The organism is Streptomyces sp. NPDC021562, assembly GCF_040640875.1.
Taxonomy (GTDB): domain Bacteria; phylum Actinomycetota; class Actinomycetes; order Streptomycetales; family Streptomycetaceae; genus Streptomyces.
The window spans coordinates 145,148-171,361 of sequence record NZ_JBFACN010000003.1; the positions used below are offsets into that span (position 1 = coordinate 145,148).

General features: G+C 71.1%; 29 protein-coding genes and 1 tRNA gene. 16 read left to right on the top strand and 14 right to left on the bottom strand.

The window, feature by feature from the left end; translation table 11 throughout:
• Positions 1-53: 53 nt before the first annotated feature.
• Positions 54-608 (top strand): hypothetical protein, encoded by a 555-nt coding sequence (locus tag AB0G52_RS05340; protein WP_361333911.1) that lies wholly within the window; start codon positions 54-56, stop codon positions 606-608.
• A 3-nt stretch (positions 609-611) separates the two neighbouring features.
• On the opposite strand, the gene AB0G52_RS05345 is transcribed toward AB0G52_RS05340, so the two are convergent.
• Positions 612-1,070, bottom strand: a complete 459-nt coding sequence (locus AB0G52_RS05345) for a type II toxin-antitoxin system PemK/MazF family toxin (protein WP_361333914.1) — start codon at positions 1,068-1,070, stop codon at positions 612-614.
• Positions 1,071-1,308: 238 nt separating this feature from the next.
• Between AB0G52_RS05345 and AB0G52_RS05350 the strand changes: the two genes are divergently transcribed.
• A complete protein-coding gene (locus tag AB0G52_RS05350; protein ID WP_132890569.1) occupies positions 1,309-2,061 on the top strand; it encodes an MBL fold metallo-hydrolase in 753 nt (250 codons plus the stop codon).
• A gap of 91 nt (positions 2,062-2,152) precedes the next feature.
• On the opposite strand, the gene AB0G52_RS05355 is transcribed toward AB0G52_RS05350, so the two are convergent.
• The gene (locus AB0G52_RS05355; protein WP_132890570.1) at positions 2,153-3,403 is read right to left on the bottom strand and encodes a PTS transporter subunit EIIC; all 1,251 of its coding nucleotides are present in this window, start codon (positions 3,401-3,403) and stop codon (positions 2,153-2,155) included.
• A gap of 90 nt (positions 3,404-3,493) precedes the next feature.
• Positions 3,494-4,792, bottom strand: a complete 1,299-nt coding sequence (locus tag AB0G52_RS05360; RefSeq protein WP_361333922.1) for a PTS transporter subunit EIIC — start codon at positions 4,790-4,792, stop codon at positions 3,494-3,496.
• A gap of 189 nt (positions 4,793-4,981) precedes the next feature.
• Between AB0G52_RS05360 and AB0G52_RS05365 the strand changes: the two genes are divergently transcribed.
• From AB0G52_RS05365 to rdgB, 4 genes are all read left to right on the top strand, one after another.
• On the top strand, positions 4,982-5,215 hold the full coding sequence (locus tag AB0G52_RS05365; RefSeq protein ID WP_071383815.1) for a PTS glucose/sucrose transporter subunit IIB: 234 nt from the start codon (positions 4,982-4,984) through the stop codon (positions 5,213-5,215).
• A gap of 75 nt (positions 5,216-5,290) precedes the next feature.
• Positions 5,291-6,028 carry a ribonuclease PH gene (gene rph / locus AB0G52_RS05370; RefSeq protein WP_361333925.1) on the top strand — a complete coding sequence of 246 codons (738 nt, stop codon included), beginning with the start codon at positions 5,291-5,293 and terminating at the stop codon, positions 6,026-6,028.
• Between the two features lie 129 nt (positions 6,029-6,157).
• A complete protein-coding gene (locus tag AB0G52_RS05375; protein ID WP_361333928.1) occupies positions 6,158-6,559 on the top strand; it encodes a hypothetical protein in 402 nt (133 codons plus the stop codon).
• 33 nt (positions 6,560-6,592) lie between these two features.
• Entirely contained in the window at positions 6,593-7,204 is a 612-nt protein-coding gene (gene rdgB, locus AB0G52_RS05380; protein ID WP_132890574.1) for an RdgB/HAM1 family non-canonical purine NTP pyrophosphatase, read from the top strand.
• Positions 7,205-7,259: 55 nt separating this feature from the next.
• Here rdgB and AB0G52_RS05385 read toward each other — a convergent pair.
• The 4 genes from AB0G52_RS05385 to bcp form a co-directional block, all read right to left on the bottom strand.
• A tRNA-Leu gene (locus AB0G52_RS05385) sits at positions 7,260-7,334 on the bottom strand.
• 15 nt (positions 7,335-7,349) lie between these two features.
• A complete protein-coding gene (locus tag AB0G52_RS05390) occupies positions 7,350-8,009 on the bottom strand; it encodes an HNH endonuclease (protein WP_361333930.1) in 660 nt (219 codons plus the stop codon).
• Entirely contained in the window at positions 8,006-8,668 is a 663-nt protein-coding gene (locus AB0G52_RS05395) for an HNH endonuclease signature motif containing protein (protein WP_361333933.1), read from the bottom strand. The genes AB0G52_RS05390 and AB0G52_RS05395 overlap by 4 nt, the downstream gene beginning before the upstream one ends.
• A gap of 143 nt (positions 8,669-8,811) precedes the next feature.
• On the bottom strand, positions 8,812-9,279 hold the full coding sequence (bcp, locus tag AB0G52_RS05400) for a thioredoxin-dependent thiol peroxidase (RefSeq protein WP_132890577.1): 468 nt from the start codon (positions 9,277-9,279) through the stop codon (positions 8,812-8,814).
• Positions 9,280-9,375: 96 nt separating this feature from the next.
• Here bcp and AB0G52_RS05405 point away from each other — a divergent pair, with 96 nt between their 5' ends.
• The 3 genes from AB0G52_RS05405 (at position 9,376) to AB0G52_RS05415 (ending at position 10,524) form a co-directional block, all read left to right on the top strand.
• Positions 9,376-9,708: a DUF3618 domain-containing protein gene (locus AB0G52_RS05405; protein WP_132890578.1), complete on the top strand. Its 333-nt coding sequence runs from the start codon at positions 9,376-9,378 to the stop codon at positions 9,706-9,708.
• Positions 9,709-9,732: 24 nt separating this feature from the next.
• Positions 9,733-10,089, top strand: coding sequence for a co-chaperone GroES (locus AB0G52_RS05410; protein WP_132890579.1), 357 nt, complete (start codon positions 9,733-9,735; stop codon positions 10,087-10,089).
• Between the two features lie 96 nt (positions 10,090-10,185).
• Complete coding sequence (locus tag AB0G52_RS05415) at positions 10,186-10,524, top strand: SMR family transporter (RefSeq protein WP_361334434.1); 339 nt, start codon at positions 10,186-10,188, stop codon at positions 10,522-10,524.
• Between the two features lie 16 nt (positions 10,525-10,540).
• Here AB0G52_RS05415 and AB0G52_RS05420 read toward each other — a convergent pair whose 3' ends face one another.
• On the bottom strand, positions 10,541-12,976 hold the full coding sequence (locus tag AB0G52_RS05420; protein ID WP_361334437.1) for a transglycosylase domain-containing protein: 2,436 nt from the start codon (positions 12,974-12,976) through the stop codon (positions 10,541-10,543).
• Between the two features lie 1,073 nt (positions 12,977-14,049).
• Here AB0G52_RS05420 and AB0G52_RS05425 point away from each other — a divergent pair.
• The 6 genes from AB0G52_RS05425 to AB0G52_RS05450 all read left to right on the top strand — a co-directional run bounded on the left by AB0G52_RS05425 (position 14,050) and on the right by AB0G52_RS05450 (position 20,388).
• Positions 14,050-14,850, top strand: coding sequence for an ABC-2 family transporter protein (locus tag AB0G52_RS05425; protein ID WP_132890581.1), 801 nt, complete (start codon positions 14,050-14,052; stop codon positions 14,848-14,850).
• Between the two features lie 43 nt (positions 14,851-14,893).
• Positions 14,894-15,658: an ABC transporter permease gene (locus AB0G52_RS05430; RefSeq protein ID WP_361334440.1), complete on the top strand. Its 765-nt coding sequence runs from the start codon at positions 14,894-14,896 to the stop codon at positions 15,656-15,658.
• A gap of 2 nt (positions 15,659-15,660) precedes the next feature.
• Positions 15,661-16,620 (top strand): ATP-binding cassette domain-containing protein, encoded by a 960-nt coding sequence (locus AB0G52_RS05435; RefSeq protein WP_361333938.1) that lies wholly within the window; start codon positions 15,661-15,663, stop codon positions 16,618-16,620.
• Between the two features lie 32 nt (positions 16,621-16,652).
• Entirely contained in the window at positions 16,653-17,348 is a 696-nt protein-coding gene (locus AB0G52_RS05440; RefSeq protein ID WP_361333940.1) for a DUF1707 domain-containing protein, read from the top strand.
• A 157-nt stretch (positions 17,349-17,505) separates the two neighbouring features.
• A complete protein-coding gene (locus tag AB0G52_RS05445; RefSeq protein WP_132890585.1) occupies positions 17,506-18,828 on the top strand; it encodes a DUF445 domain-containing protein in 1,323 nt (440 codons plus the stop codon).
• 84 nt (positions 18,829-18,912) lie between these two features.
• Positions 18,913-20,388, top strand: coding sequence for an MFS transporter (locus AB0G52_RS05450; RefSeq protein ID WP_361334443.1), 1,476 nt, complete (start codon positions 18,913-18,915; stop codon positions 20,386-20,388).
• 21 nt (positions 20,389-20,409) lie between these two features.
• On the opposite strand, the gene AB0G52_RS05455 is transcribed toward AB0G52_RS05450, so the two are convergent.
• On the bottom strand, positions 20,410-20,886 hold the full coding sequence (locus AB0G52_RS05455) for a hypothetical protein (RefSeq protein ID WP_361333943.1): 477 nt from the start codon (positions 20,884-20,886) through the stop codon (positions 20,410-20,412).
• Between the two features lie 144 nt (positions 20,887-21,030).
• On the opposite strand from AB0G52_RS05455, the gene AB0G52_RS05460 reads away from it, so the two are divergent.
• On the top strand, positions 21,031-21,981 hold the full coding sequence (locus tag AB0G52_RS05460) for a helix-turn-helix domain-containing protein (protein WP_361333946.1): 951 nt from the start codon (positions 21,031-21,033) through the stop codon (positions 21,979-21,981).
• 132 nt (positions 21,982-22,113) lie between these two features.
• Here the strand turns inward: AB0G52_RS05460 and AB0G52_RS05465 are convergent, their stop codons facing one another.
• From AB0G52_RS05465 to AB0G52_RS05485, 5 genes are all read right to left on the bottom strand, one after another.
• Complete coding sequence (locus AB0G52_RS05465) at positions 22,114-22,416, bottom strand: hypothetical protein (protein ID WP_132890588.1); 303 nt, start codon at positions 22,414-22,416, stop codon at positions 22,114-22,116.
• Positions 22,417-22,459: 43 nt separating this feature from the next.
• Entirely contained in the window at positions 22,460-23,737 is a 1,278-nt protein-coding gene (locus AB0G52_RS05470) for a hypothetical protein (protein WP_361333950.1), read from the bottom strand.
• 30 nt (positions 23,738-23,767) lie between these two features.
• The gene (locus AB0G52_RS05475) at positions 23,768-24,277 is read right to left on the bottom strand and encodes a SigE family RNA polymerase sigma factor (protein WP_132890590.1); all 510 of its coding nucleotides are present in this window, start codon (positions 24,275-24,277) and stop codon (positions 23,768-23,770) included.
• Between the two features lie 104 nt (positions 24,278-24,381).
• Positions 24,382-24,924 carry an MOSC domain-containing protein gene (locus tag AB0G52_RS05480; protein WP_207921809.1) on the bottom strand — a complete coding sequence of 181 codons (543 nt, stop codon included), beginning with the start codon at positions 24,922-24,924 and terminating at the stop codon, positions 24,382-24,384.
• Between the two features lie 111 nt (positions 24,925-25,035).
• Positions 25,036-26,208 carry a serine hydrolase domain-containing protein gene (locus AB0G52_RS05485; protein WP_132890591.1) on the bottom strand — a complete coding sequence of 391 codons (1,173 nt, stop codon included), beginning with the start codon at positions 26,206-26,208 and terminating at the stop codon, positions 25,036-25,038.
• Between the last annotated feature and the right edge of the window lie 6 nt (positions 26,209-26,214).

A 26,214-nucleotide genomic window follows, 5' to 3' on the forward strand; every position in this document is an offset into this window, starting at 1 on the left:
ATACGTCACATCGGCACCAAGGGTCCGTTCCCCGACGGAAAGGCGGACACCCCATGCGCCGTACGACGTTCCACCGCGCGTCGCTCGCCGCGGCGACCCTGCTCCTGCTGGCGGGCTGCGGCTCCGGGAGCGGGGGCGGCGACCAGGGCGGCGGCGCGGTGTCTCCCGCGCCGACCGCGCGCCCCAGCGCGACCCCCACCGCCGGCACCACCCCGAGCCCGACCGCGACCCCGAGCACGACCCCGAGTTCCGGCGCGGGAGCCGGCGGCTCGTCCGGCGGCTGCACGCCCCTGACCGCCGAGCTCACCGCCGCCGACAGCGGCCGCACCTACTGCCTGGCCAAGGACGGCACCCTCCGGATCACCCTGACCGGCACCGCGCAGCGCCCCTGGACGAAGATCGCCGTCGGCGGCGACACCGGTGCCCTCAAGCCGGTGAACTACGGGATCATGCTCCGCGGCGGTGACGCCGGAGCCGCCTACCAGGCCGTCGCCGCGGGCACGGTCACGCTCACCTCCAGCCGCCCGCTGTGCGCGCAGCCCACCGCTCCCGGCCGGGTCTCCTGCAAGGCCGTCCAGGGGTGGCGCGTCACCGTCCGGGTGAGGTGAGGCTCACCCGGCCAGGTGCCGCACCTGGTCCCAGAGCACCGGGTCCACCACGCCCACCCGGCGCCGGAAGTCCCACACCGCGAGCTCGCGCAGCTCGTCCGTCTCCAGGAAGCTCGGCCGGCCCTGGGCGTCCCCGACCGAGCCCGGCGGCAACGGGATCACCCCGGCGCGCTCGTCGTGGTACTTGCTGGTGATCTTGGCGACGGTGGCCCGGTTGCCGTGCACCGCCAGCACCAGGCACGGCCGGTCCTTGGCGCCGGCAGCGTCCTCGTAGGGCACGTTGGCCCACCAGATGTCGCCCGGATGGGGCCGTCCGGCCCTGTCCCGGGTGCCCCGCGGATGCCCCGGGGGGCGCGTGCGGTGCCCGCGCTGACGGTGCCCCCTGCCCCAGCCGTCGACGAGGGTGGCGACCAGCGCGAGCAGGACCACCGCCGCGAGCGCGAGCCACCATGACGTGTCCATACGACGACGTTACCGGCGCGAGATAATCGACGCGCGCCCTTACGCAATCCTGATGCGCCCTCGGTCCAGCCGAACCGGTGACAGCACAGGTGAGTTCGCACACAACGGCCCCTGGCGGAGGAGCGACCGGCCCTTTTGCGCCTTACGCTCGACAAACCGCACGACCCCCGCCCACCCCACTTTCCCGACTCCAGTTCCCGGTCCGTCCGGGCGTCCCGCCAACGGAGGTTTCTGCTTCATGAAGCTCACCGTCGTCGGCTGCTCGGGGTCGTTCCCGTCCGCGGAATCGGCCTGCTCGAGCTACCTCGTAGAGGCCGACGGCTTCCGGCTGCTCCTCGACATGGGCAACGGCGCCCTGGGCGAGCTGCAGCGCCACTGCGGTCTCTACGACCTCGACGCGATCTTCCTGAGCCATCTGCACGCCGACCACTGCATCGACATGTGCGCCTACTTCGTGGCCCGCTACTACCGCCACGACGGCGGCCCGTGCCCCCCGATCCCGGTCTACGGCCCCGAGGGCACCGAACACCGGCTCACCACGGCCTACGCCGACACCCCCACCGCCTCCTCGATGAGCGAGGTCTTCGACTTCCACACGGTCAAGCCGTCCACGTTCGACATCGGCCCCTTCACCGTCCACACCGAGCGGGTCAGGCACCCCGTGGAGGCGTACGGCATCCGCGTCGAGCACGCCGGGAAGTCCCTGACCTACTCGGGCGACACCGGCGTCACCGAGACGCTGGAGGAGCTGGCCCGGGACACCGACCTGTTCCTGTGCGAGGCCGCGTTCACGCACGGCAAGGAGGACATCCCGGACCTGCACCTCAACGGCCGCGAGGCCGGCGAGACCGCCGCCCGTGCCGGTGCCCGCAAGCTGGTCCTCACCCACATCCCGCCGTGGACCGACCCCGCCGTCAACCTCGCCGACGCCCGCGAGGTCTTCGACGGCCCGGTGGAACTCGCGGCGCCGAGAGCGACGTACGAGATCTGACGCGCGTACGGCGTTCAGGGCCGTGCACGAGAAGGCCCCCGCCGCGGCGGGGGCCTTCGTCATGGGTACTGCCGGACGGGTGCCGCCGGACTCACGCCTTCGTGAGGTCCTCGACCTCCTCCTCGGGCTCGCGGCCCGGGGTGGGAAGGTTGAACCGGACGATCGCGAACCGGAAGACGAAGTAGTAGACCGCTCCGAAGACCAGGCCGATCGGGATGATCAGCCAGGGCTTGGTCGCGAGGTTCCAGTTGAGCGCGTAGTCGATGACACCGGCCGAGAAGGTGAAGCCCGCGTGCACCCCGAGCGCCCAGGTGATCGCCATGGACAGGGCGGTCAGCACCGCGTGGATCACGTACAGCAGCGGCGCGATGAACATGAAGGTGAACTCGATCGGCTCGGTCACACCGGTCACGAAGGAGGTCAGCGCCATCGACAGCATCATGCCCATGACGGCGGCGCGGCGCTCCGGGCGGGCGGTGTGCGCGATGGCCAGGGCGGCGGCCGGCAGGCCGAACATCATGATGGGGAAGAAGCCGGACATGAACTGACCGGCCGTCGGGTCACCGGCGAAGAAGCGGGTCAGGTCGCCGTGGACGACCACACCGGCGGAGTTCTTGAAGTCGCCGATCTGGAACCAGGAGACGGTGTTCACGAACTGGTGCATGCCGACCGGAATCAGCGCGCGGTTGATCAGGCCGAACAGACCGGCACCGACGGCGCCGAGGCCGGTGATCCACTTGCCGAAGTCGGAGATGCCGTTGCCGATCGGCTCCCAGATCAGGCCGAAGAAGACGCCCATGAGGGTGCCGACGAAGGCCATGATGATCGGGACCAGCCGGCGGCCGTTGAAGAAGCCGAGCCAGTCCACCAGCTTGGTGCGGTGGAACCGCTGCCAGACCACCGCGCCCAGCAGGCCCATCACCAGGCCGCCCAGCACACCGGGGTTGTTGTAGGTGGCGGCTATGTCCGCGCCCGCCTGGACCTTCGCCTCGGTGACCGGGAACGCCTTCAGGACGTTGCTGTAGACCAGGAAGCCGACCAGGGCCGCCAGCGCGGTCGAGCCGTCCGACTTCTTCGCGAAACCGATCGCGACACCGATGCAGAACAGCATCGGGAGGTTGTCGAAGATCGCGCCACCCGCCGTGGCGAACACCGCCGTGACCTTGTCCGGCAGGTGCAGCTTGTCGTGGATGTCCTGCTGTCCGAAGCGGAGCAGCAGACCGGCCGCCGGGAGCACGGCGATCGGCAGCTGGAGGCTGCGGCCGACCTTCTGCAGGCCTTGGAACAGCCCGGATCCCCGCTTCTTCGCGGGGGCCGCCGTGGGCGCGGTGGCGGTGCTCATAGACTTCCTCCATCGGTGATGGTCTACACCACTCAGTGGTGTAGACCTGTTGTACACGATGGGGCCGTTATAAGGAACCCGTCAATCCCCTCAGGCCTTCGTGACGTCCTCCACCTCGTCCTCCGGCTCCCGGCCCGGCGTCCTCAGGTCGAACCGTGTGATCGCGAACCGGAAGAGCACGTAGTAGACCGCCGCGAAGCACAGCCCGATCGGCACGATCAGCCACGGCTTCGTCGCCAGCCGCCAGTTGATGACGTAGTCGATCAGCCCCGCCGAGAAACCGAAGCCGTCGTGCACCCCCAGCCCCCACGTCACCGCCATCGACACCCCGGTCAGCACCGCGTGCGCCACGTACAGCAGGGGCGCGACGAACATGAACGAGTACTCGAGCGGCTCGGTGATGCCGGTGACGAACGACGTCAGCGCCACCGACAGCATCAGACCGCCGATCTCCTTGCGCCGGTGCGGCTTCGCGCAGTGCGTGATGGCGAGCGCGGCCGCCGGCAGCGCGAACATCATGATCGGGAAGAACCCCGACGTGAACTGACCCGCCTGCGGATCACCCGCCAGGAACATGTTGATGTCCCCGTGCACCGTCCGCCCGTCCGGCGTGGTGTAACTGCCGAACTGGAACCACAGCGGCACGTTCAGGAACTGGTGCAGCCCCACCACCAGCAGCGCCCGGTTCGCGAGCCCGAACACCCCCGCGCCCCACACCCCCACCCCGTGCAGCCAGCGGCTGAAGCTCTCCAGACCGCTCCCGACCGGCGGCCAGACCCACAGGCACAGCGCGGCGAACCCCATGGCCACGAACGACATGATGATCGGAACCAGCCGCCGCCCGTTGAAGAACCCCAGCCAGTCCACCAGTCTCGTCCGGTGGTACCGGGCCCAGAAGAAGGCGGTCAGCAGCCCCAGCGCGATCCCGCCGAAGACCCCCGGGTTCTGGAACGTGAACGTCGACACCGTCCCGTCGCTCACCTGGCACCCGATCCCCGGCAGCGTGCTCGACCCACCCGGACAGGACTGCGGGAACTGGTGCAGCACCCCGTAGTAGACGAGGAACCCCGCCACCGCCGCCAGCGCCGTCGAACCGTCCGCCTTCTTCGCCATCCCGATCGCGACCCCGACACAGAACAGCAGCGGCAGCCCGACCGACCCGTCGAGCAGCGCCCCGCCCGCCCCCTGCATCACCTTGGACACGCTCGTCCAGCCAAGCCCCTGGTCCCCGAAGACGTCGGGCTGCCCCAAGCGGTTCAGGATGCCCGCCGCCGGCAGCACCGCGATCGGCAACTGCAGGCTCCGCCCCATCTTCTGCAACCCCTGGAACAGCACGTGCCACCGCTCCCGCGCGGGACCGGCCGTGCTGTCGGCGCTCTCGGCACTCATGGCGCGTCCTCCGGACCCATCGGCTCCACCGCAGGGGTTTGGCGACCGCCCGCCCGCTGGTGTAGACCAGTCGGCAGACGGTTCCGCCGCGGTGCTCGCCATCATTCGGCACCCACGGCACGACCGCTCGCAAAGATGGGCCAACTGTGGGTTACTGCGACAAAGCGGTTCGGATCAGGGAGAAACAACATGGCCAGCAAGGCTGAGAAGATCGTCGCCGGTCTCGGCGGAATCGACAACATCGACGAGATCGAGGGCTGCATCACCCGGCTGCGCACCGAGGTGCACGACGCCTCCAAGGTCGACGAGGCCGCCCTGAAGGCCGCCGGCGCCCACGGCGTCGTCAAGATGGGCACCGCCATCCAGGTCGTCATCGGCACCGACGCCGACCCGATCGCCGCCGAGATCGAGGACATGATGTGACACCCTGATCCACCCCGAAGGGGCTCCTCCCGCCTGGGAGGAGCCCCTTCGGCCGCTATGGATAGGCTCGTCGCCATGTCACGCATCGACGGCCGCACCCCCGAACAGCTCCGCCCCGTCACCATCGAACGCGGCTGGAGCAAGCACGCCGAAGGCTCCGTCCTCGTCTCCTTCGGCGACACCAAGGTCTTCTGCACCGCCTCCGTCACCGAAGGCGTCCCCCGCTGGCGCAAGGGCAGCGGCGAGGGCTGGGTCACCGCGGAGTACTCCATGCTGCCCCGCGCCACCAACACCCGCGGCGACCGCGAGTCCGTCAAGGGCAGGATCGGCGGCCGCACCCACGAGATCTCCCGCCTCATCGGCCGCTCCCTGCGCGCCGTCATCGACTACAAGGCCCTCGGCGAGAACACCGTCGTCCTCGACTGCGACGTCCTCCAGGCCGACGGCGGCACCCGCACCGCCGCCATCACCGGCGCGTACGTGGCCCTGGCCGACGCCGTCACCTGGGCGAAGGGACGCAAGCTCGTCAAGGCCGGCCGGCAGCCCCTCACCGGCACGGTCTCCGCGGTCTCCGTCGGCATCGTCGGCTCGGTCCCGCTCCTCGACCTCTGCTACGAGGAGGACGTCAGGGCCGAGACCGACATGAACGTCGTCTGCACCGGCGACGGCCGCTTCGTCGAGGTCCAGGGCACCGCCGAGGCCGAGCCCTTCGCCCGCGACGAACTCAACGCCCTGCTCGACCTCGCCGTCGCCGGCTGCACCGACCTCGCCGCCATCCAGCGGGCCGCCCTCGAATCCACCGCGGACCAGTGAGCGGACAGTAAAGGGAACCCCAAACGCGGTGGCAACCAGGGCGGCCGACCCCGCGTCCCTATGACTACGGGCGCACGGTCCGAACAACCGTGCGCCCGGCCAGCCGTCAACGGGGAGGGAAACACTTTCATGGCCGCCAGCCGACGCCGAGGCCGTCGCACCACCGCACTCGCCGCCGCCGCGACCACCGCACTCGCCGTCGCCCTGCTCACCGGCTGCGGCACCGTCGACACGGCCCTGGACTGCGTCCGGACCGCCGACTCCATCGCCGACGGCGTCACCGGCCTCCAGCAGGCCGTCGAGAACGCCGCGGACGACCCCACCCGCACCGACGCCTCCCTCGACGCCATCCAGCGGAACCTGAAGAAGATCGGCGACAGGACGGACGACACCGACGTCAACAAGGCCGTCGACGACCTCCAGCAGGCCGTGGACCACGTCCGCACGGCGATCAGGAACGGCGACCCCACCCCCGACGTCACCCCGGTCACCGACGCCGCCGGCGAACTCACGAAGGTCTGCACGCCGTAACCGGCCACCGGGGCCCTTGCGATACTGCCACCCATGACCACCACTTCCCGCCTGATCCTCGCCACCCGCAACGCCGGAAAGATCACCGAGCTGCACTCGATCCTCGCCGAGGCGGGACTGCCCCACGAACTGGTGGGCGCCGACGCCTACCCCGACATCCCCGACGTCCGGGAGACGGGCGTCACCTTCGCCGAGAACGCCCTCCTCAAGGCCCACGCCCTCGCCCAGGCCACCGGCCTCCCCGCCGTCGCCGACGACTCCGGCCTCTGCGTCGACGTCCTGCACGGCGCGCCCGGCATCTTCTCCGCCCGCTGGGCCGGCCGCCACGGCGACGACAAGGCCAACCTCGACCTGCTCCTGGCCCAGCTCTCCGACATCGCCGACGAACACCGGGGCGCCCACTTCGCCTGCGCGGCGGCCCTGGCCCTCCCGGACGGCACGGAACGCGTGGTCGAGGGCCAACTCCGCGGCACCCTCCGCCACACCCCCACCGGCACGAACGGCTTCGGCTACGACCCGATCCTCCAGCCGGAGGGCGAGACCCGAACCTGCGCCGAACTGAGCCCCGAAGAGAAAAACGCGATCAGCCACCGCGGCAAGGCGTTCCGGGCACTGGTACCGGTGGTGCGGGAACTGCTGGGCTGAGCGGACGAAAAGGCCCCGCACCTTTGAATCTGAGGTGCGAGGCCGTGTCGTTCTGTGGGCCCGGTGGGACTCGAACCCACGACACACCGGACCTAAACCGGCGCCCTCTAGCCAGCTGGGGTACGGGCCCTCAGCCTCGCCTACTCTACTGGGCGATACGAGGAGCTCGTCGTCCTCCCCGACACCATGTGCTGGTGATCGCGTGGCAGTTCGGGCACAGCAACCGCAGGTTCTCCCGCCGGTTGTCCCCCCAGTCCCCGTTGATGTGATCGACCTCAAGGGTCATGGGTTTGTCGAGCCATACGGGGCCCACTCCGCATCTGGCGCACTGCTCGGGCACGCCGACCTCGTGAAGTGCGCGGCGTAGGCGCTTGGTCTCGATTCGGTGCTGACCGGTATGCCGGACCAGGATGTCGTCCGGTGCCTTGGCGTTCGTTCCGCGCTTACCCCGCTGATGCGCCTGTCCCGTGAAGTGCGTGGTCGCCAGATGTTCGTCGGCGATCCACTCCCGTGCGTTCGCCCGCTGTGTGCCGTTGTCCGGCCGTCCCAAACGGCGTAGTACCTCCGCGATGGATGACGACTCGGCAACAGCTGCGCGCACTTCATCGGGACTAGGTCGGCGAAGCCTGCCGCAGGGGCGGAAATGGGATACGTCGATGCCGAAGTCGGCGAAGCGCTTCATGAGGTATCGGCGGAGATTGCCGTACGGCTTGGTGCCGAAGAACGCGATGACTTCGTCGATGTCGGAGCACTGCTGAGCGGCTTCCGCCAGTTGCTCCCGGCAGTACTGCATGCCGCTGCTCATGAAGCGCCGCCCGCGAACCGGCCCTTGCCGCGTCCTCGGTAGCTGTCCGTAGTGGAGTGGCAGTTGGGGCACAGCAGTCGCAGGTTCTCGATGCGATTGTTGCGCCAGTCGCCGTCGACGTGGTCGACCTCCAGCGGCAGAGGCTCCCCGAGCCAGACCGCTTCGATTCCGCAGAGGGCACAGCTCTCTTCGACGCCCACCTCTCTCATTGCACGCTTCAGGCGATAGCTCGGAACTCTCGGAGTATGCGGTGATGCGTCCTTGATGAGGATCTCCCCGGCTGTGCGGCGTCGCCGGTTGTCTTTCATGCGCTCTGTCCGGGCAACTGGATTGAAGTGAGAGGTGTCGATTCCGTACGCCTTGATTCGGCGGCCGATGTTGGCCTGATGGCCGCCTACGTTGTCGAGCCCAAGTCGGCGCACCACGTCGTTGACGCTCGTGGACTCCGCGACCACCGGCTCAAGCACCTCCCGCGTCCACTTCACCCCCTCCCGCTCGAAGTGCGACACGTCCACCCCCAGCTTCTTCATCCGCTCGTACACGTACCGCCGCGTCGAACTCCCCGGATCCACCCCCAGCCTCCCCAACGCCTCCGACAGTGTCCGCGCCCCCCGAGCCGCCTCCTCCAGTCGCTCCCTGGTGTACGCACTCGCTCCCATTGAGTCCCCTCCGTCCCGGCCGCGTGTTCGCAGCCCGTACGGAGTAACGAACCGGTTATCGGACAGTCACGCACGGCATGGAAAACGGCCCGCGCCGGGAGTGTCCCGGTGCGAGCCGTCGGCGGCGGTGGGTCAGGCGGGACTCAGATGCCCAGATCCTTGATGATCTTGGCTACGTGGCCGGTGGCGCGGACGTTGTAGAGGGCCTTTTCGACCTTGCCCTGCTCGTCCACGATGATCGTGGAGCGGATGACGCCCATGTACGTCTTGCCGTAGTTCTTCTTCTCGCCGAAGGCGCCGTACGCGTCCAGGACCTTCTTGTCGGGGTCGGCGAGGAGGGTGACCTTGAGGTTCTCCTTCTCGCGGAACTTGCCGAGCTTCTCCGGGGCGTCGGGGGAGATGCCGAGGACGTCGTAGCCGGCGTCGGCGAGGAGGGAGAGATTGTCCGTGAAGTCGCAGGCCTGCTTGGTGCAGCCTGGGGTGAGGGCCGCGGGGTAGAAGTAGACGATGACCTTGCGGCCCTTGTGGGCCGAGAGGGACACCTCGTGGCCGTCGGCGTCGGGGAGGGTGAAGTCGGGGGCCACGTCCCCGGGCTGGAGTCGCTCGCTCATCGCTCTAGCGTAACGGGGGGTCCTGACATGGCGGCCGGGGCGAGAACTGACAGACTGTCCAGAACATGCAGTACCGCAGAGTTCGGAGGGCCTACGGTGGCGGAGACGTCGGACACCAGAACCCCGGCGCAGATCGAGGCGGACATCAAGCGCCGCCGCGAGGTGCTGGCCGAGACGCTGGACGAGATCGGGGTGCGGGTGCACCCGAAGACCATCGTCGGCGACGCGAAGGCCAAGGTCGCGGCCAACGTCGATCACACCCTCGGGAGGGCCTATGTGCAGGTCAACCGGGTCGTGAGCGATGTGAAGGCCCAGTTCGTGGACGAGGAGGGCGCGCCGCGCCTGGAGCGGGTCGTGCCGGTCGCCCTCGTCGCCGTGGGCGTGGTCGGGCTGCTGGTCCTCAGCGGCACCCGGCGGCGTAAGAGCTGACCAGAGGCAGGTAGGTTCACAGGCGTGAGCGCCAAGAGAGACGAGCAGAGCAGCCAGCACGACAAGCTGCCCATCCGGATGCTGCACGACCGGGTCCTGGTCAAGCAGGACACCGGGGAGGGCGAGCGCCGCTCCGGCGGGGGCATCCTGATCCCCGCCACGGCGGCGGTCGGGCGCCGGCTGGCCTGGGCCGAGGTGGTCGCGGTCGGTCAGAACGTGCGGACGGTGGAGCCGGGCGACCGGGTGCTGTACGACCCGGAGGACCGTGCCGAGGTCGAGGTGCGGGGGGTGCCCTACGTGCTGATGCGGGAGCGCGATCTGCACGCCGTGGCCGCCGACCGGTTCGAGGGCTCGGAGGACTCGACCGGCCTGTATCTCTGATGCAGAGCCCGAAGAGGCCTGGTGACCGCGGTCACCAGGCCTCTTTGTCGTTCCTTTGCTACCTTCGAGGGCGCAGGCCCGACGAGACGCGCGGCTCTGCGCGTCGTCGCCGGTCTGCTGGAGGTCGGCTGGTCCGTCGGAATGCTGCGCTTATTGGGGGACACCCCCAAACCCCCGTACACCCACGGTTTCACCCGCCTCGTGCCCAGCCTGTTCACCGGCGCCGGGATCGTCGCCAGCATGCTGCTGCTGTCGTACGCCGCCCGGTCCCTGCCCATCGGTACCGCGTACGGCGTGTGGGTGGGGATCGGGGCGGCGGGGGCGGCGGTGTTCGGGATGGTGGTGCTCGGGGAGCCGGCCACCGCCGCCCGGATCTTCTTCGTGTGTCTGCTGCTGGTCGCCGTGGTGGGGCTCAAGGCGACCAGCGGTCACTGACCGGTCCGGCGGGCGGCTACCCGAATCCTAGGGCGCCGCCGTTGTCGCCGGCCGTGTTCCCCGCCGACGTCCCGGCGTTCCCGGATCCGGCTGTGCCGCCCGCGCTGGTGCCGTCGGTGGTGGTTCCGGCGGAGGTCCCGGAGTCGGTGCCGGCCGTCGTCGTACCGGTGCTGGTGCCGGCGGTGGTCGTACCGCCGTCGGTCGTGCCGGAGGTGGGGGAGCCGCCCGTCGCGCCGCCGTCGGTGGTGCCGCCGGTGTTCTGGCCGCCGGTGGTGCCCCCGGTGTTCTGGTCCCCGCCGGTGGTGCCGCCGGTGTTCTGGCCACCGGTGCCCGGGGTGGCCGGGCTGCCGGTGCCCGGGGTGGCCGGGCCGCGGGTGGCGGGGGCCTGGGTCTCGGCGCCCGCCTGGAGGTCGAGGTCGAAGGCGAAGGGCGCGGTGCCCTTCAGGGCGTTCTTGGTGTACTGCGACCAGATCTCGGTGGGGACGCCGCCGCCGTTGATCCGGGCGAGGCCCAGCGCGCCGTAGAGCGGCTTGTGGGCGGCCGTGACCGGGTCCTGGCCCATCACGGAGACGACGGTCGCGAGGTCGGGGGTGTAGCCCGCGAACCAGGCGGCGGTGTCCTCCTCCGCGGTGCCGGTCTTGCCCGCGGCGGGCCGGCCCGCGGCCTGGGCGGCGGTGGCGGTGCCGTTGTCGACGACGCTCTGCAGGACGGACGTGGTGGTGTCGGCCGCCTGGCGGCTGACCGCCTGGACGGTCTTGGACTTGGGCAGCTGGATGGTCTGCGTGCCGTCCTTGGTGACCTTCGCGACCATCGTGTACGTGCCGTGCTTGCCGTGGTTGGCGAGCGTGGCGTAGGCCTCCGCCATGTCCAGGACGCTGGCCGTGGCGGTGCCGAGCGCGATGGACGGGTACGGCTGGAGGTCCTTGGTGTCGGCGGGGATGCCCAGGTCGACGGCGGTCTGCTTGACCTTGGACGGGCCGACGTCGACGGCCATCTGCGCGTACACGGAGTTCACGGACAGGTCGGTGGCCTTGCGGACGGTGATCTGTCCGTACGACTTCTCGTCCTCGTTCTCCGGTGCGTAGGCGCCGCCGGACCAGCCCTGGACGGTGCGCTTGTTGGTGCCGTCGTAGTAGGTGTTCGGGGTGATGGTCTGCCCGGACTGGGTGGTGGAGCCGTTGTCGACGGCGGAGGCGAACACGAACGGCTTGAAGGTGGAGCCGACCTGGAAGTCACCGCGGGTGGCGCCGTTGGTGTACTGCTTCACGTAGTCGATGCCGCCGTACATGGCGACGACGTTGCCGGTCTTCGGGTCGACGGAGGCGCCGCCCGCGCGGACGTAGGTGTCGACCTTGTTGTTCTTCTTGTCCAGCTGGGAGATCAGCTTGTCGTTCACCGCCTTGACGAAGGCGTTCTGCTTGTCCTTCTCCAGGGTGGTGGTGATGCGGTAGCCGCCGGCCTCCAGGGAGTCCGAGTCGATGATCTTGTTCTTGATCAGGTAGTCGTTGACGGCGTTGACGACGTAGCCGCGCTGCCCGGACATGCCGGTGGAGACGGTCTGCTCCTTGGGCATCGGGAACTTCATGGCGGCCCGCTTCGTCTCGCTGAGCCAGCCCTTCTTGACCATGCCGTCCAGGACGTAGTTCCAGCGGGCGATGGCCGCGGCCTTGTTCTCGGGGTGGGCGACGACGTCGTACTCGCTGGGTGCGTTGACGAGCGCGGCGAGGTAGGCGGCGCGGGCCGGGTCGAGGTCGGCGGCGTCCTTGCCGTAGTAGGCCTGGGCGGCGGCCTGGATGCCGTAGGCGTTGCGGCCGAAGTAGCTGGTGTTGAGGTAGCCCTCCAGGATCTGGTCCTTGGACTCGCTGCGGTCCAGCTTGATCGCGACGAAGACCTCCTTCACCTTGCGGGTGACGGTCTGCTCCTGCGCGAGGTAGTAGTTCTTCACGTACTGCTGGGTGATCGTCGAGCCGGACTGGGTGCCCTTGCCGGTCGCGGTGTTCCAGGCGGCGCGCAGCATCGCCTTGGGGTCGACGGCGGACTCGGTGTAGAAGTCGCGGTCCTCGGCGGCGAGCACGGCGTGCTGGGCGTCCTTGGAGACCTGGGCGAGGGTGACGTTCTCCCGGTTGACCTCGCCGTCGCGGGCGAGCTGGGAGCCGTCGGCGTACAGGTACACGTTGGACTGCTTGGTGGCGAACGCGTTGGCCGCGGGGATCTTCACCATCGAGTAGCCGAGGAAGAACAGGCCGATCAGCAGGAGCGCCCCGAGCACGAACGTGCCGAGCAGCATCCGCCAGGTGGGGATGATCCGGCGCCATCCGGTGCGCTTGGTCCGCTTCGTCTTCTTCCCGCCCCCCTTCGTCTCCGCCTCGGCGGCGGGCGGCTCCGTCGCCGACGCCGTGGTTGCCGCGGGTGCCGCGGGCGGGGTGGGGCCCTGTGCCTTCGGCACCCTGATCGCCGCGAGCTGCCGGGTCTGCGTGTCCTCGGCGGGCGCGCCCCGCTGCGCCGGCGGCTTCCGCACGGCGGTGAGCTGCTGCGTGTGCGCGTCCTGAACGCCGCCGGACGCCCGCGCCCCCGGCTGTGCCGCGGCGCCGGGCGCCTGCGGCCCCTTGCCTCCGGCGCCGGCCGCCTGCGCGCCCTGGCCTCCGGCGGCGGCTGCTCGTGCCCCGTTGCCTCCGGAGGCGGGAGCCTGCCGCTTCGGTGCCCTGGGGACGCCGGGTGCCTGTGCCCCTTGCCGTGCCGCGGCGCCGGCCGCCTGCGCCCCCTGGCCTCCGGCGGCGGCTGCTTGTGCCCCGTTGCCTCCGGCGGCGGGAGCCTGCCGCTTCGGCATCCCGGGCGTGCCGGACGCCTGTGCCGACGGCTGGGTTCCCGCGCCGGACGCCTGTGCCGTCGGCTGGGTTCCCGCGCCGGACGTCTGTGCCGTCGGCTGGGTTCCCGTGCCGGACGCCTGTGCCGACGGCTGGGTTCCCGCGCCGGACGCCTGTGCCGACGGCTGGGTTCCCGTGCCGGGCGTCTGGGGCCTCGGCTGGGTTCCCGTGGTGGCTGCTCGTGCCCCGGGCTGTCCTCCGGTGGCTGCCTGCGCGTCCTGGCCGTCCGCAGGGCGTGCCTGTCGCTTCGGTTCGCCGGGCGTGCCGGACGTCTGTGCCCCCGGCTGGTCCCCCGAGGCGGACGCCTGCGCTCCCGTCGCCCGGTCCGCCGGGGCGGTCGGCTGGGTCTTCGCCACCTCGGCCGGCTCGGTCTGCTTCCCCTTGGCCGCAGCGGGCGGCTCCGTCGGGCCTCCGCCGCCCTCGTTCGGCTGCTGCGGCTGCGGCTCGTCGCTCATGTGCTGCACGGACTCCTGTTTCGCGTCGTACGTTTGTTCCAGTACGACCTCGTACGCTTCTGCGCCCCCTGATGAAGACTCTCGCACCGCGCGTTCCGTTCCCGGATTCCGGCACACTTCGGTCACGGAAATTGCGTGGCCTGCGGTGTCGTCGGCGCAGTAGGCTCCTGCGCTTCGGTGTCGGGCGGTCCGGGAGGTCGGTTGGCGTGGGCGCGGGACGGTTGTACACGGCCGTCGCGGCGGGGGGTTTCCGAAGGTACGCGACGTACCGGGCGGCCACTGCGGCAGGGGTGTTCACCAACACGGCCTTCGGGATCATTCTCGTCTACACGTACTTGGCGCTGTGGGACGAGAAACCGCACCTCGGAGGCTACGACCAGGCACAGGCCGTCACCTACGTGTGGCTCGGACAGTGCCTGTACGCGACGCTCGCCGTCCAGGGCGGGGGTGTCGAAAAAGACCTGATGGAGCGTATCCGCACCGGCGCGATCGCGATCGACCTCTACCGCCCGGCGGACCTGCAACTGTGGTGGCTGGCGACGGACCTGGGCCGCTCGCTCTTCCAGATGCTGGGCCGGGGCGTGATCCCCTTCCTGTTCGGCGCGGTGTTCTTCCCGGCGGCACTGCCGTCGGACGCCGGCACCTGGGCGGCCTTCCTGGTCGCGCTGCTGCTGGCGATGGTCGTCAGCTTCGGCATCCGCTACCTGGCCGCGCTGAGCGTGTTCTGGCTGATGGACGGCATGGGCGTCAACCAGGTCATGATGATCACGGGGGTCTTCTTCTCGGGGATGACCCTGCCCCTGAACGTGTTCCCGGGCGCGCTCGGCGAGATCGCGCGGGCCCTGCCGTGGGCGGCGCTGATCCAGAGGCCGGCCGACGTGCTGATGGGGGAGACCGGCGCGCCGGAGGCGTTCGCCTTCCAGGCCGGGTGGGCGGTGGTGCTGCTGGCGGCGGGCCGGCTGGTGCAGTCGGCGGCGACCCGGCGGGTGGTGGTGCAGGGTGGGTGAGCGTGCCCTGGAGGGGCTGCGGACGTACCGGCTGATCGCCGGGATGTGGGTCCGCTCGACGATGATCTACCGGACCTCCTTCCTCCTCACGATGGCCGGGAACCTGCTGGTGACCGGCCTGGACTTCGCGACGATCCTGCTGATGTTCAGCCGGGTCGACTCGCTGGGCGGCTGGTCGCTGCCCGAGGTCGCCTTCCTGTACGGCCTGTCGGCGACCGCGTTCGGGGTGGCCGACCTGGTGCTCGGCTCGATGGACGTGCTGGGCTCCCGGATCCGGGACGGTTCCTTCGACACGCTGCTGGTGCGGCCCGCCCCGGTGCTCGCCCAGGTGGGCGCCGACCGCTTCGCGCTGCGCCGGCTCGGCCGGATCACACAGGGCGCGGTGGTCCTCGGCTGGGCGACGGTGTCGGTGGACGTCCACTGGACGGCGGCGAAGCTGCTCCTGCTGCCGCTGATGCTGGGCAGCGGTGCGGTGATCTTCTGCGCGCTGTTCGTGGCGGGCGCGGCCTTCCAGTTCCTGGCGCAGGACGCGGCCGAGGTGCAGAACGCGTTCACCTACGGCGGTACGACACTGCTCCAGTACCCGCCGACGGTGTTCGGGAAGGACTTCGTGCGCGGGGTGACGTTCATGCTGCCGCTGGCCTTCGTCAACTGGGTGCCGGCGGCGTACGTCCTGGGGCGGCCGTACCCGCTGCGGCTGCCGGAGTGGACGGTGTGGTCGCCGCCGCTGGTGGCGGTGGTGTGCTGCGCGCTGGCGGGGCTGGCGTGGCGGGCGGGTCTCAGGTCGTACCGGAGTACGGGGAGTTGACGATGTTCATCGAGGTCGACGGGGTCGAGAAGGTCTTCGAGGTCCGCAAGAAGGCCGGTTTCCTGAAGCGGGAGCGCCGGCAGGTACGGGCGGTGGACTCGCTCTCGTTCACGGTGGAGCGGGGCGAGATGGTGGGGTACATCGGGCCGAACGGCGCCGGGAAGTCGACGACCATCAAGATGCTGACGGGCATCCTGACCCCGAGCGCGGGCCGGCTCCGGGTCGCCGGCATCGACCCGTCCCGCGAGCGCACGAGGCTGGCCCATCGCATCGGCGTCGTCTTCGGGCAGCGCACCACCCTGTGGTGGGACCTCCCGCTCGTCGACTCCTACCGGCTGATGCACCGCATGTACCGCATCCCGGACGCCCGTTACCGCGAGAACCTGGGCCGCCTGGTCGAACTCCTGTCCCTGGAGTCCCTGCTGGACGTCCCGGTACGCCAACTCTCCCTCGGCCAGCGGATGCGCGGCGACATCGTGGCCGCGCTCCTGCACGACCCGGACGTCCTCTACCTGGACGAGCCGACGATCGGCCTGGACGTCGTCTCCAAGGCCAGGGTCCGCGACTTCCTGCGGGAGCTGAACGCGGAACGCGGCACCACGGTCCTGCTCACCACCCACGACCTCCAGGACATCGAGCAGCTGTGCTCCCGCGTGATGGTCATCGACCACGGGCGGCTGATGTACGACGGCCCGCTCGCCGGACTGCACGAGGTGGGCGAGAGCGAACGGACCCTGGTGGTCGACCTGGAGCGGGAGCTCCCGCCGATCGAGGCGGGCGCCTCGGCGCGGGTGGTGAAGGTGGAGGGGCCGCGGCAGTGGCTGGCGTTCCCCTCCTCGGAGTCGGCGGCGCCGCTGGTGGCGCGGATCGCCGCGGAGTACCCGCTGGTGGACCTGTCCGTCCGGGAGCCGGACATCGAGACGGTGATCGCGACGATCTACGCGGAGCGTACGACCGCGTAGTCCCGGCCGCCGTCAACTCGTAGTCTGCTCCTATGACCGACGAAGCCCCGGAGCTGCGCGCCTCCGACGCCGATCGTGAGCGGGTCGCCGAGATCCTCAGGGACGCCCTCGCGGAGGGGCGGCTCGACATGGCGGAGTTCGAGGAGCGGCTGGAGGCGACGTATGAGGCCCGTACGTACGGTGAGCTGACACCGCTCACCAGGGATCTGCCGGCGACCGGCGCTCCCGCGGTGTCGCTGGCCAAGCCTCCGGCGGACGACGGGCGTTGGGCGGGCCGGTTCGTCGGCGGCGAGGGCACCTCCACGGGGGCGGTGGCCGTCATGTCCGGCTTCCAGCGCAAGGGCCGCTGGACGGTGCCGAGGCGCTTCACCTGCCTGGCGTTCATGGGCGGTGGCGAGATCGACCTGCGCGAGGCGAACTTCGCGGACCGCGAGGTCGAGATCAGCTGCTTCGCGGTGATGGGCGGGGTGAGCGTGATCGTGCCGCCGGGCGTCGAGGTGGTGATGCGGGGCATCGGCATCATGGGCGGCTTCGACCACCACGAGGAGGAGACGCTGCCGGACCCGGGCGCCCCCAGGGTGATCGTGACGGGCCTGGCGTTCTGGGGTGGCGTCGAGGTGGAACACAAGGTGACGAAGGCGGAGCGGCGCCGCCTGAGGGAAGAACGCCGAGAACAACGAGAGATACGCCGGGCGAACCGCCACCACCGCAGAGACGACGACTACTGACCGAAGGCTGGAGGAGGAACCGCGCGCCCGGCCCCACCGGCCCGCAGCCTCGCGGACAGACGGTGGGAACTCCTGTTCCGTTCCGGGAGTAGGTCAGCAAGGGACAATATGTGCGGGATCACCGTGAGGGTGGACCGGCTGCGAACGGGTGGAGCAGATGGCGGAACCTACGGAGACGACGGACGGCCGGACGGCCGCCGTACCGTCGTACAAGTCGATGAACGCCTTCACGCCGGCCGACGAGGAGCGTCAGCGGGGCGTACGACGGATGAAGACCACGGCGACCGGCCTGCTGCTGTTCGTCGCCCTGGTGTACGCGCTGGCCAAGTGGGCGTCGGGCGCCGGCGCCGGACCGTGGGCGGACTACGTGGCCGCGGCGGCCGAGGCGGGCATGGTCGGCGCGCTGGCCGACTGGTTCGCGGTGACCGCCATCTTCCGGCACCCGCTCGGCCTGCCCATCCCGCACACCGCGATCATCCCTCACAAGAAGGACCAGCTCGGCGTCTCGCTGGGTGAGTTCGTCGGCGAGAACTTCCTCTCCCAGGACGTCGTACGGCAGCGGCTGCACTCCGTCGGCATCGGCAGCCGGCTCGGCGCGTGGCTGGCCGAACCGAAGAACGCCGACCGGGTGACGGCCGAGCTGGCGACGGCGCTGCGCGGCGCCCTGACCGTGATGCGGGACTCCGACGTCCAGGCCGTGGTCGGCGAGGCCATCACCCGCCGTGCCGACGCCCAGGAGATCGCCCCGGGCATCGGCAAGATGCTGGAGCGGATCGTCGCGGACCAGGGCCACAAGCGGGTCGTGGACCTGGTCGTCAGCCGCGCCCACGACTGGCTGGTGCTGCACGGCGACTCGGTGATGGACGCCGTGCAGGGCGGCGCGCCCGGCTGGACGCCCCGGTTCGTGGACCGGCGGGTCGGCGAGCGCGTCTACAAGGAGCTGCTGCGCTTCTGCGCCGAGATGCGGGACATGCCCTCCCACCCGGCGCGCGGCGCCCTCGACCGCTTCCTCACGGACTTCGCGAACGACCTCCAGTCCGACACCGACACCCGTGCCCGGATCGAACGCCTCAAGGGCGACGTGCTGGGCCGCGGCGAGGTGCAGGACCTGATCGCGTCCGCCTGGACGGCCGTACGGTCCATGATCGTCTCGGCGGCCGAGGACGAACGCAGCGAGCTGCGGCTGCGGGTGCGCGCCTCCCTGATCTCGCTGGGCGCCCGCATGGCCACCGAGACCAAGGTCCAGGGGAAGGTCGACAGCTGGGTCGAGGGTGCGGCCGTGCACGTGGTGACCACCTACCGCAAGGAGATCACCTCCCTGATCACCGACACGGTGGCGGGCTGGGACGCGGAGCACACCACCCGGAAGATCGAGGCGCACATCGGGCGCGACCTCCAGTTCATCCGCATCAACGGCACGGTCGTCGGCTCGCTGGCGGGCGTGCTGATCTTCACGGTGTCGCGGGCGCTCGGGGCGTAGGGAGCGTTCCGCGGGGCACTCGATCGGGCGGCTTTCGGTATTGCCGTTCCGGTCGAGGAGGCGTGTGTGGGTACGGCTACGGACATGGGCGTGGACGAACACGGCAGACGTACGATCACCTCCCGTATCCCGGCCCGGCTGGACCGGCTGCCGTGGTCCCGCTGGCACTGGACGATCGTCCTCGGCCTCGGCACGGTCTGGATCCTGGACGGCCTGGAGGTCACGGTCGTCGGCAACATCGCCAGCCGGCTGTCCGAACCGGGCAGCGGCCTCGCGATCTCCTCCGGCCAGGTCACGGGCACGGCCGCGGCCCTGTACGTGGCGGGCGCCTGCGTCGGCGCCCTGTTCTGGGGCCGTATGACCGACCGCTTCGGCCGCAAGAAACTCTTCATGATCACCCTGGCGGTCTACCTGGCCGCCACCGCGCTGACCGCGCTCTCCTTCGCCCCGTGGTGGTTCTTCCTCTTCCGGTTCCTGACCGGGTTCGGCATCGGCGGCGAGTACGCGGCGATCAACTCCGCGATCGACGAACTGATCCCCGCCTACTACCGCGGCCGCGTGGACCTCGTCATCAACGGCAGCTTCTGGATCGGCGCGGTCGGCGGCTCGCTGCTCTCGATCGTCGCGCTGAACACGGACTTCCTGGCGAAGGACGTGGGCTGGCGGCTGACGTTCGCCCTCGGGGTCGTCCTCGGCCTGGTCATCCTCCTGGTACGGCGCAACGTCCCGGAGAGTCCGCGCTGGCTGCTGATCCACGGCAGGGAACGGGAGGCCGAGGAGATCGTCTCGTCCATCGAGAGCCGGGTGGAGGCGGAGAAGGGCGAGCCGCTGCCCGAGCCCGAGGGCGAGCTGAAGATCCACCAGCGCGGCAGCGTCGGCTTCGGCGAGATCGCCCGTACGGTCTTCCGCGACTACCGGCGGCGGGCCGCCCTCGGTTTCTCCCTCTTCATAGGGCAGGCGTTCCTCTACAACGCGATCACCTTCGGGTTCGGCGCGATCCTCACGACGTTCTTCGACGTGCCGACGGGCGACACGGGGTACTACTTCGTCGTCATCGCGGTGGGCAACTTCCTGGGCCCGCTGCTGCTGGGCAAGCTGTTCGACACGCTCGGCCGACGCGTGATGATCTCCGGGACGTACCTGCTCTCCGGGCTTCTGCTGTTCGGCACCGCCTGGCTGTTCGACCGCGGCTCCCTGACCGCGACGACCCTCACGGCCTGCTGGTGCGTGGTGCTGTTCTTCGCGTCGGCGGGGGCGTCCAGCGCGTACCTGACGGTGTCCGAGATCTTCCCGATGGAGACCCGCGCCATGTCCATCGCGTTCTTCTACGCGCTGGGCACGGCGGCCGGCGGCATCAGCGGGCCGCTGCTGTTCGCCGACCTGACGGGCACGGGCAAGGTGTCGGACACGGTCCTCGCCTTCCAGATCGGCGCGGGCCTGATGTGCGCGGCGGGACTGGTGGCGGCACTGCTGGCGGTGAACGCGGAGCGCAGGTCCCTGGAGGACGTGGCCACGCCACTGTCGGCCGCGGGGGGCGAGACGGCGAAGGCACAGGCGTGAGGCGCCCGCCTTCACCTCCTCTCAGGCGCCGGTGGTGGAGCCCGGCCGGACGATCATCAGTACGGTCACCACGGCCCAGAGGAGGTTGAACAGCCCGGTGACCATGGCGAGCCGCACGGTCGCCTGCCGGGTCCCGCCCCCTGCTGCGGCCCGCTCGGCGGCCCCGCCCTCCACCAGGGCGGTCTGCCGGGGCAGCACCAGCGCGACGAGGACGAGGGCCGCGAGTGCCGTGAGCGCGATCGACGCGATCAGCCAGGCGCTGCCCAGCACGTGCATGTTGCTCGCCGTGGCGAACCCGAACACGGGGACGACGACGCCGACGAGCGCGTAGACGCGGCATATCCGGTGCAGCAGGAGCAGGGTCTCGGCGGCCCGGACGTCGTCCGGCGCCTCGAGGGCGCGCCGGGCGGCCGGCGGGAACATGCTGGCGGCCACGGTGACGGGACCGATGGCGACGATCGCCGCGAGGACGTGGACGGCGAGGAGGAACTTGGTCACGGCGTCGACCGTAGGCGCCCGGAAGATCGCGCAGAAGCGGCGATACTGCCACCGTTCAACGGATTCTCGCCAGGAGACGGACGCCGGTGCCGGGAGAGCGGCCCCTCCCGCGGCCACAACCCGGCGAACGGCTACGTTCCTGCCATGCACACCATCGCCGTGCTGGTCCTGGACCAGGTCATCCCCTCCGACTTCACCGTGCCGATCGACACCTTCGGCTGGGCCCGGCTGCCCGACGGCCGGGACGCCTACCGGGTGCGGGTGTGCGGTCCCGCCGCCGAGGTGACCGCGGCGGGCGGCGCGTTCACGGTGCGGGCGCCGTACGGGCTGGACGCGCTGGCCGAGGCGGACACCGTCGTCGTGCCGGGCCTCGCGGACCCCGCCGCCGCCCCGCCGGCCGAGGTCGTCGAGGCCCTGCGCGCGGCGGCGGCCAAGGGCACCCGGATCGCGTCCGTCTGCGTCGGGGCGTTCGTCCTCGCCGCCACCGGGCTGCTGGACGGCCTGCGCGCGACCACGCACTGGGCGGCGGCCGACGCGCTGGCCGCGAGGCACCCGGCGATCGAGGTGGACCCGAACGTCCTCTACGTCGACAACGGCCAGTTCCTGACCTCGGCGGGCGCGGCGGCGGCCATGGACATGTGCCTGCACCTGATCCGCAGGGACCACGGCTCGGCGGTCGCGGCGCACGCGGCCCGGATGTCGGTGATGCCGCTGGAACGGGAGGGCGGCCAGGCCCAGTTCATCGTCCACGACCAGCCGCCGGCCCCGGCGGGGGCCACCCTGGAGCCACTGCTGGACTGGCTGGCGGACAACTGCGACCGGGACCTGACCCTGGAGGAGGTGGCGGCGCGGGCCGGTATGAGCACCCGTACCCTCAACCGCCGCTTCCGCGAACAGACCGGCACGACTCCGTTGCAGTGGCTGCACCGGGCCAGGGTGCGCCGGGCGCAGCACCTCCTGGAGACCACCGGCCACCCCGTCGAACGCATCGCGGCCCAGTCGGGCTTCGGCTCCCCGACGGCCTTCCGTGAACGCTTCCGCAGAGTCGTCGGAACCAGCCCCCAGGCCTACCGCCGCGCCTTCCGACGCCCCTGAAAGGGGCGCGAGGAACTGCGCGACCGGCCACGACGGACCCGCACCCGCGCACGACGGACCCGCCCCGCCCCCTCTGGCCAGGCGGCCAGGCACCCCGGCGTCGGGCTTGTCGTCAGGCCGCCCCTGCGGAGCTCAGCCCCTGCGGTCGGCGACGGCCCAGGACGCCAGGGCCACCGCCCCCGCCACGCCGAGGACGGACGGCCAGGCGCCGACCTTCTTCGCCAGGGGGTGCGACCCGGCGAACGCGGCGACGTACGCGGCGGACAGCGCCCCGGCCGCCTTCCCACCCGCCCGCTGCCGCCACTGCTGCGCGGCCGCGGCCCCGGCGACGGCCAGCACGGCCCCGCCCAGCGGCCGCTGCTTCGTCCAGCGCGCGACGCCGTACCCTCCGACGAGCCCGCTCGCGGCGATCACCGAACTGGGAACCCTGGCCATTGCTCTCTCCCTCTGTCTGGATTCCCCGAGGCTAACCCGGCGACTACCGCCAGCGCGGGTTGAGCGCTGTGGCGCGGAGCTGCTTCATGGTCAGCGCCGGCGTCGTGCGGGTCGGGGAGCTGTGCTGGGTGTCGGCGTTGAACGCGCTGATCACCACCCGGAAACCGTCCTCGCGCAGGGTGTCGACGGTCCACATCACGACCCCGGCGACCCCCTTCTCCCCGGGCGCCTTGTGCTCGGCGACCCGGGTCCCGTCGGGCAGGGTCTCGGACCCGGCGCCGAACAGCTGGTTCGCGACGTCGGACATGTCCGGCTGCACGTTGATCTGGACGAGGCTCCGGCCGTGCCCGTCGTCGACGACGACGTAGGTGAACTGACCGTCGTCGTCCCCCTTGGCGCGCCCCACCACCTTCACCGACTTCGGCATCAGCGAGACTAGGGTCTCCGCGATCCCCTTGCCGTCCCCCTCCACGGAGGCGGGCGGTTCCCGGGTCCCCCGGGGGTCCTGCGGGATGGCGTCGACCACCCCCCGCCACTCCTCGGCGGCCGCGAGCGCCTTCAACTGGGCCACGGACAGCGGAGGTTGCGCCCGGCTGATCGGCGCGTCCTTCTCCGCGGCGGCGTTCCACTCGCTGACGGAGACGTGGTGACCGTCCGGGGTGACCAGGTTCGCGGTCCACAGCTTGGTGTCCACACGCCGGTCGGGATACTCGTACCCCTTCATCACGGTGACGACCGAGGCGTCGGGCAGATGGCTGGTGACGCAACTGTCGTAGGGGATGGAGACCTTGTCGGGGCACCGGGTGGCCTGCCGGGCGTCGTACCCGCCGGGCAGCACCCGGTTCACGGCGACGCTGACGGCGGCGGCCCCGTGCCCGTCGTCGTACACGACCTGCGCGTACGGATCCACGAGCGGCTCGTCCTTGTCGACGCCGCGTCCCTGCGCCTGGGCGAACGTCCCCTTCGGGAGCAGCTTCTCCAGCGTGCGGATCATGTCGTCCGAGGTGATGTCCCGACCGGCGGCGGAAGAGGCGACCTCGGGGGTGCGGCTCGCGGCGGCGGGCGGCCGCGCGGGCGACGACGGCCCGCCGCCCCAGGACACCGCCAGCGCGCCGCCCACCCCGACCAGCGCGACCCCCGCCGCGCCCCCCAGGACGGCGGCCCGCCGCCGCTGCCGCAGCCGCCGCCCCCGGACCGTCCCGGCGGCGGCCAGCGCGGCCCGGTCGGTCTCGAAGCCGGCCCCGGCGTGGTGCAGGGCGGCGGAGAGCTCACGCTCGAAGGGATCGCTGTCGCTGGCGCTGTGCCGCTGTTCGACGGGCATGACGAACCACCGTTTCCACAAGGTCTGAGGTCAGGAGCGGGCGTATTCGGCGAGGTCCTCGCCGAGCAGCTCGCGCAGCCGGGCCAGGGCCCGCACGCACCGCGTACGGACGGCGGCCGAACTCACGTTGAGTGCGTCCGCGGTCTCGTGTATCGACCGGTCCTCCCAGTACCGCAGGACGACCACGGCCCGGTCCTTGGCGGGCAGCCGGGCGAGCGCGTCGAGGAGGGTCAGCCGCAGGGACGGGTCGGAACCGGCGTCCGCCTGCTCCGGGAGGGCGTCCCGCGCCCGCTCCCGGCTGCTGAACCGCCGCCGGTGGGCCAGGAACGTCCGGGTGAGGACCGTCTGCGCGTACCCGGCGGGGTTGCCGACGCGCGAGACGCGCCCCCAGCGGACGTAGATCCGTCCGAGGGCCTCCTGGACCAGGTCCTCCGCGAGGTGCGTGTCCCCGGCGGTGAGCAGGCAGGCGGACCGGTACAGGTGCCCGGCCCGCGCCGCGGCGAACTCGGCGTAGTCCTCCACACCGCTGCCCTGACTCATCCGCAAGCTCCCCCGTCCCCGGCGCCGTGCCGACCGCTCCACCCCATTGATGCGGTGGGCCGGGGAGAATGTTTCAGGAGACGCCCAGAAAACTCAGAGCGGTGTCAGACCCGTTCCAGCGGCCGGTGGGCCCCCTGCGGCAGCTCCACCCGGATCGTGTCCCCGGGCCGCACCACACCCCCCACCGTCACCACGCTCATCACCCCGGCCTTACGGACGGTCCGCCCGCTCCCGTCCCGCCCGACGACCTGCTTCAGCAGCCCGTGCTGGAAGCCGTCGATCTGCGCGCACGGATTGCGCAGCCCGGTCACCTCCACCACGGCCTGCTCCCCGATCCGCAGCAGCGTCCCGGTCGGCAGCCCCAGCAGATCCAGCCCCCGGGTGGTGATGTTCTCCCCGAGCTCCCCGGCCCCCACCCGGAACCCGGCGCCCGCCACCTCCGCGAACAACTCCTCGTGGATCAGGTGCACCTGACGCAGGTTCGGCTGGTCCGGGTCCTGCGCCACCCGCGAGCGGTGCTTCACCGTGACCCCGGCATGGACGTCCCCCTCCACCCCGAGCCCGGCGAGCAGCGTGATGCTCTCCCGGTTCGGCTTGGTGAAGGAGTAGACCTCGTTACGACTGACAGCGACCACGACCCCGTTCATGGAGCCGACTCTAACCACGTCCCCGGCCGGGCGGAAGATCGCCGACGAGCAGCCGGTACACCGCCCCGGGCCGGCGCGGCCCGCCTCCCCGGGCCGGCGCCGCCCGCCTCCCTAGGCCAGCGCGGCCCGTACCGCGTCGACGAGCGCGGCCGCGCGGGGGTCCTCGGCGCCCTCGACGACGCTGTTCATGACGTAACCGAAGGCGACGCCGTGCTCGGGGTCGGCGAAACCCAACGAGCCACCCCGGCCGGGATGGCCGAAGGCGCGCGGACCGGTCAGGGGGCTCGTCTCCACGGGCAGCATGTAACCGGAGGCGAAGCGGACTGGGAACATGATGACCTTGTCCATCCCGGCGGCCTGCTCCGCGGTCGCCGCGGCCAGGGTCTCGGGGCTGAACAGCCGTACCCCGTCCACCTCCCCGACCAGCGCGGCGTACATCCGGGCGAGGCCGCGCGCGGTGCAGATCCCGTTGGACGCGGGGAGCTCGGCGGCCTGCACCTCGGCCGAGTCGAAGTCGATCTCGGCGGGGTCGGTGAGGGCGAACGCCCGGTTGCTCAGCGACCGCGGATCCTGCAGCGCCGCGACGAACTCGCGCGCCTCCGGCGGCACGGCGTCCAGCGGTACGGTGCTCAGGTCGACCTCCGGTTTCGGGTACACCATCCGGCTGACCCGCGCCCGCTCGGCCGCCGGCAGCCCGATGAAGAAGTCCAGCCCGAGCGGCCCGGCGACCTCCTCCGCGAAGAACCGGCCGGGCGTACGGCCGGACACCCGCCGGATCACCTCCCCGACCAGCCATCCGAAGGTCCGCCCGTGGTAGCCGTGCGCGGTCCCCGGCTCCCACTGCGGCCGTTGCGCGGCCAGCGCGGCCACCATCGCGTCCCACCCCAGCGCGTCGCCGAGCGGCACCGGCCGGTCCAGCGTGACCAGCCCGGCTCGGTGCGACAGCAGCCACCGCACCGGAATGTCCGCCTTGCCGTTCGCCGCGAACTCGGGCCAGTACGCCGCCACCGGCGCGTCCAGGTCCAACTCCCCGCGCTGCGCGAGCAGATGAGCGGCGGTGGCGGTGGCTCCCTTGGTCGCCGAGTACACGAGCTGCAAGGTGTCCCGCTCCCAGGGCCGCCCGGTACCGGGGTCGGCGACCCCGCCCCACAGGTCCACCACCGGCCGCCCGTCCCGGTACACGCACACGGCCGCCCCGACCTCCCCGCGCTGCTCGAAGTTGGCGGCGAACGCCTCCCGTACACCCTCGAACCCGGCTGCGACTTCCCCGTGGATCAGCGTCATGCCCAC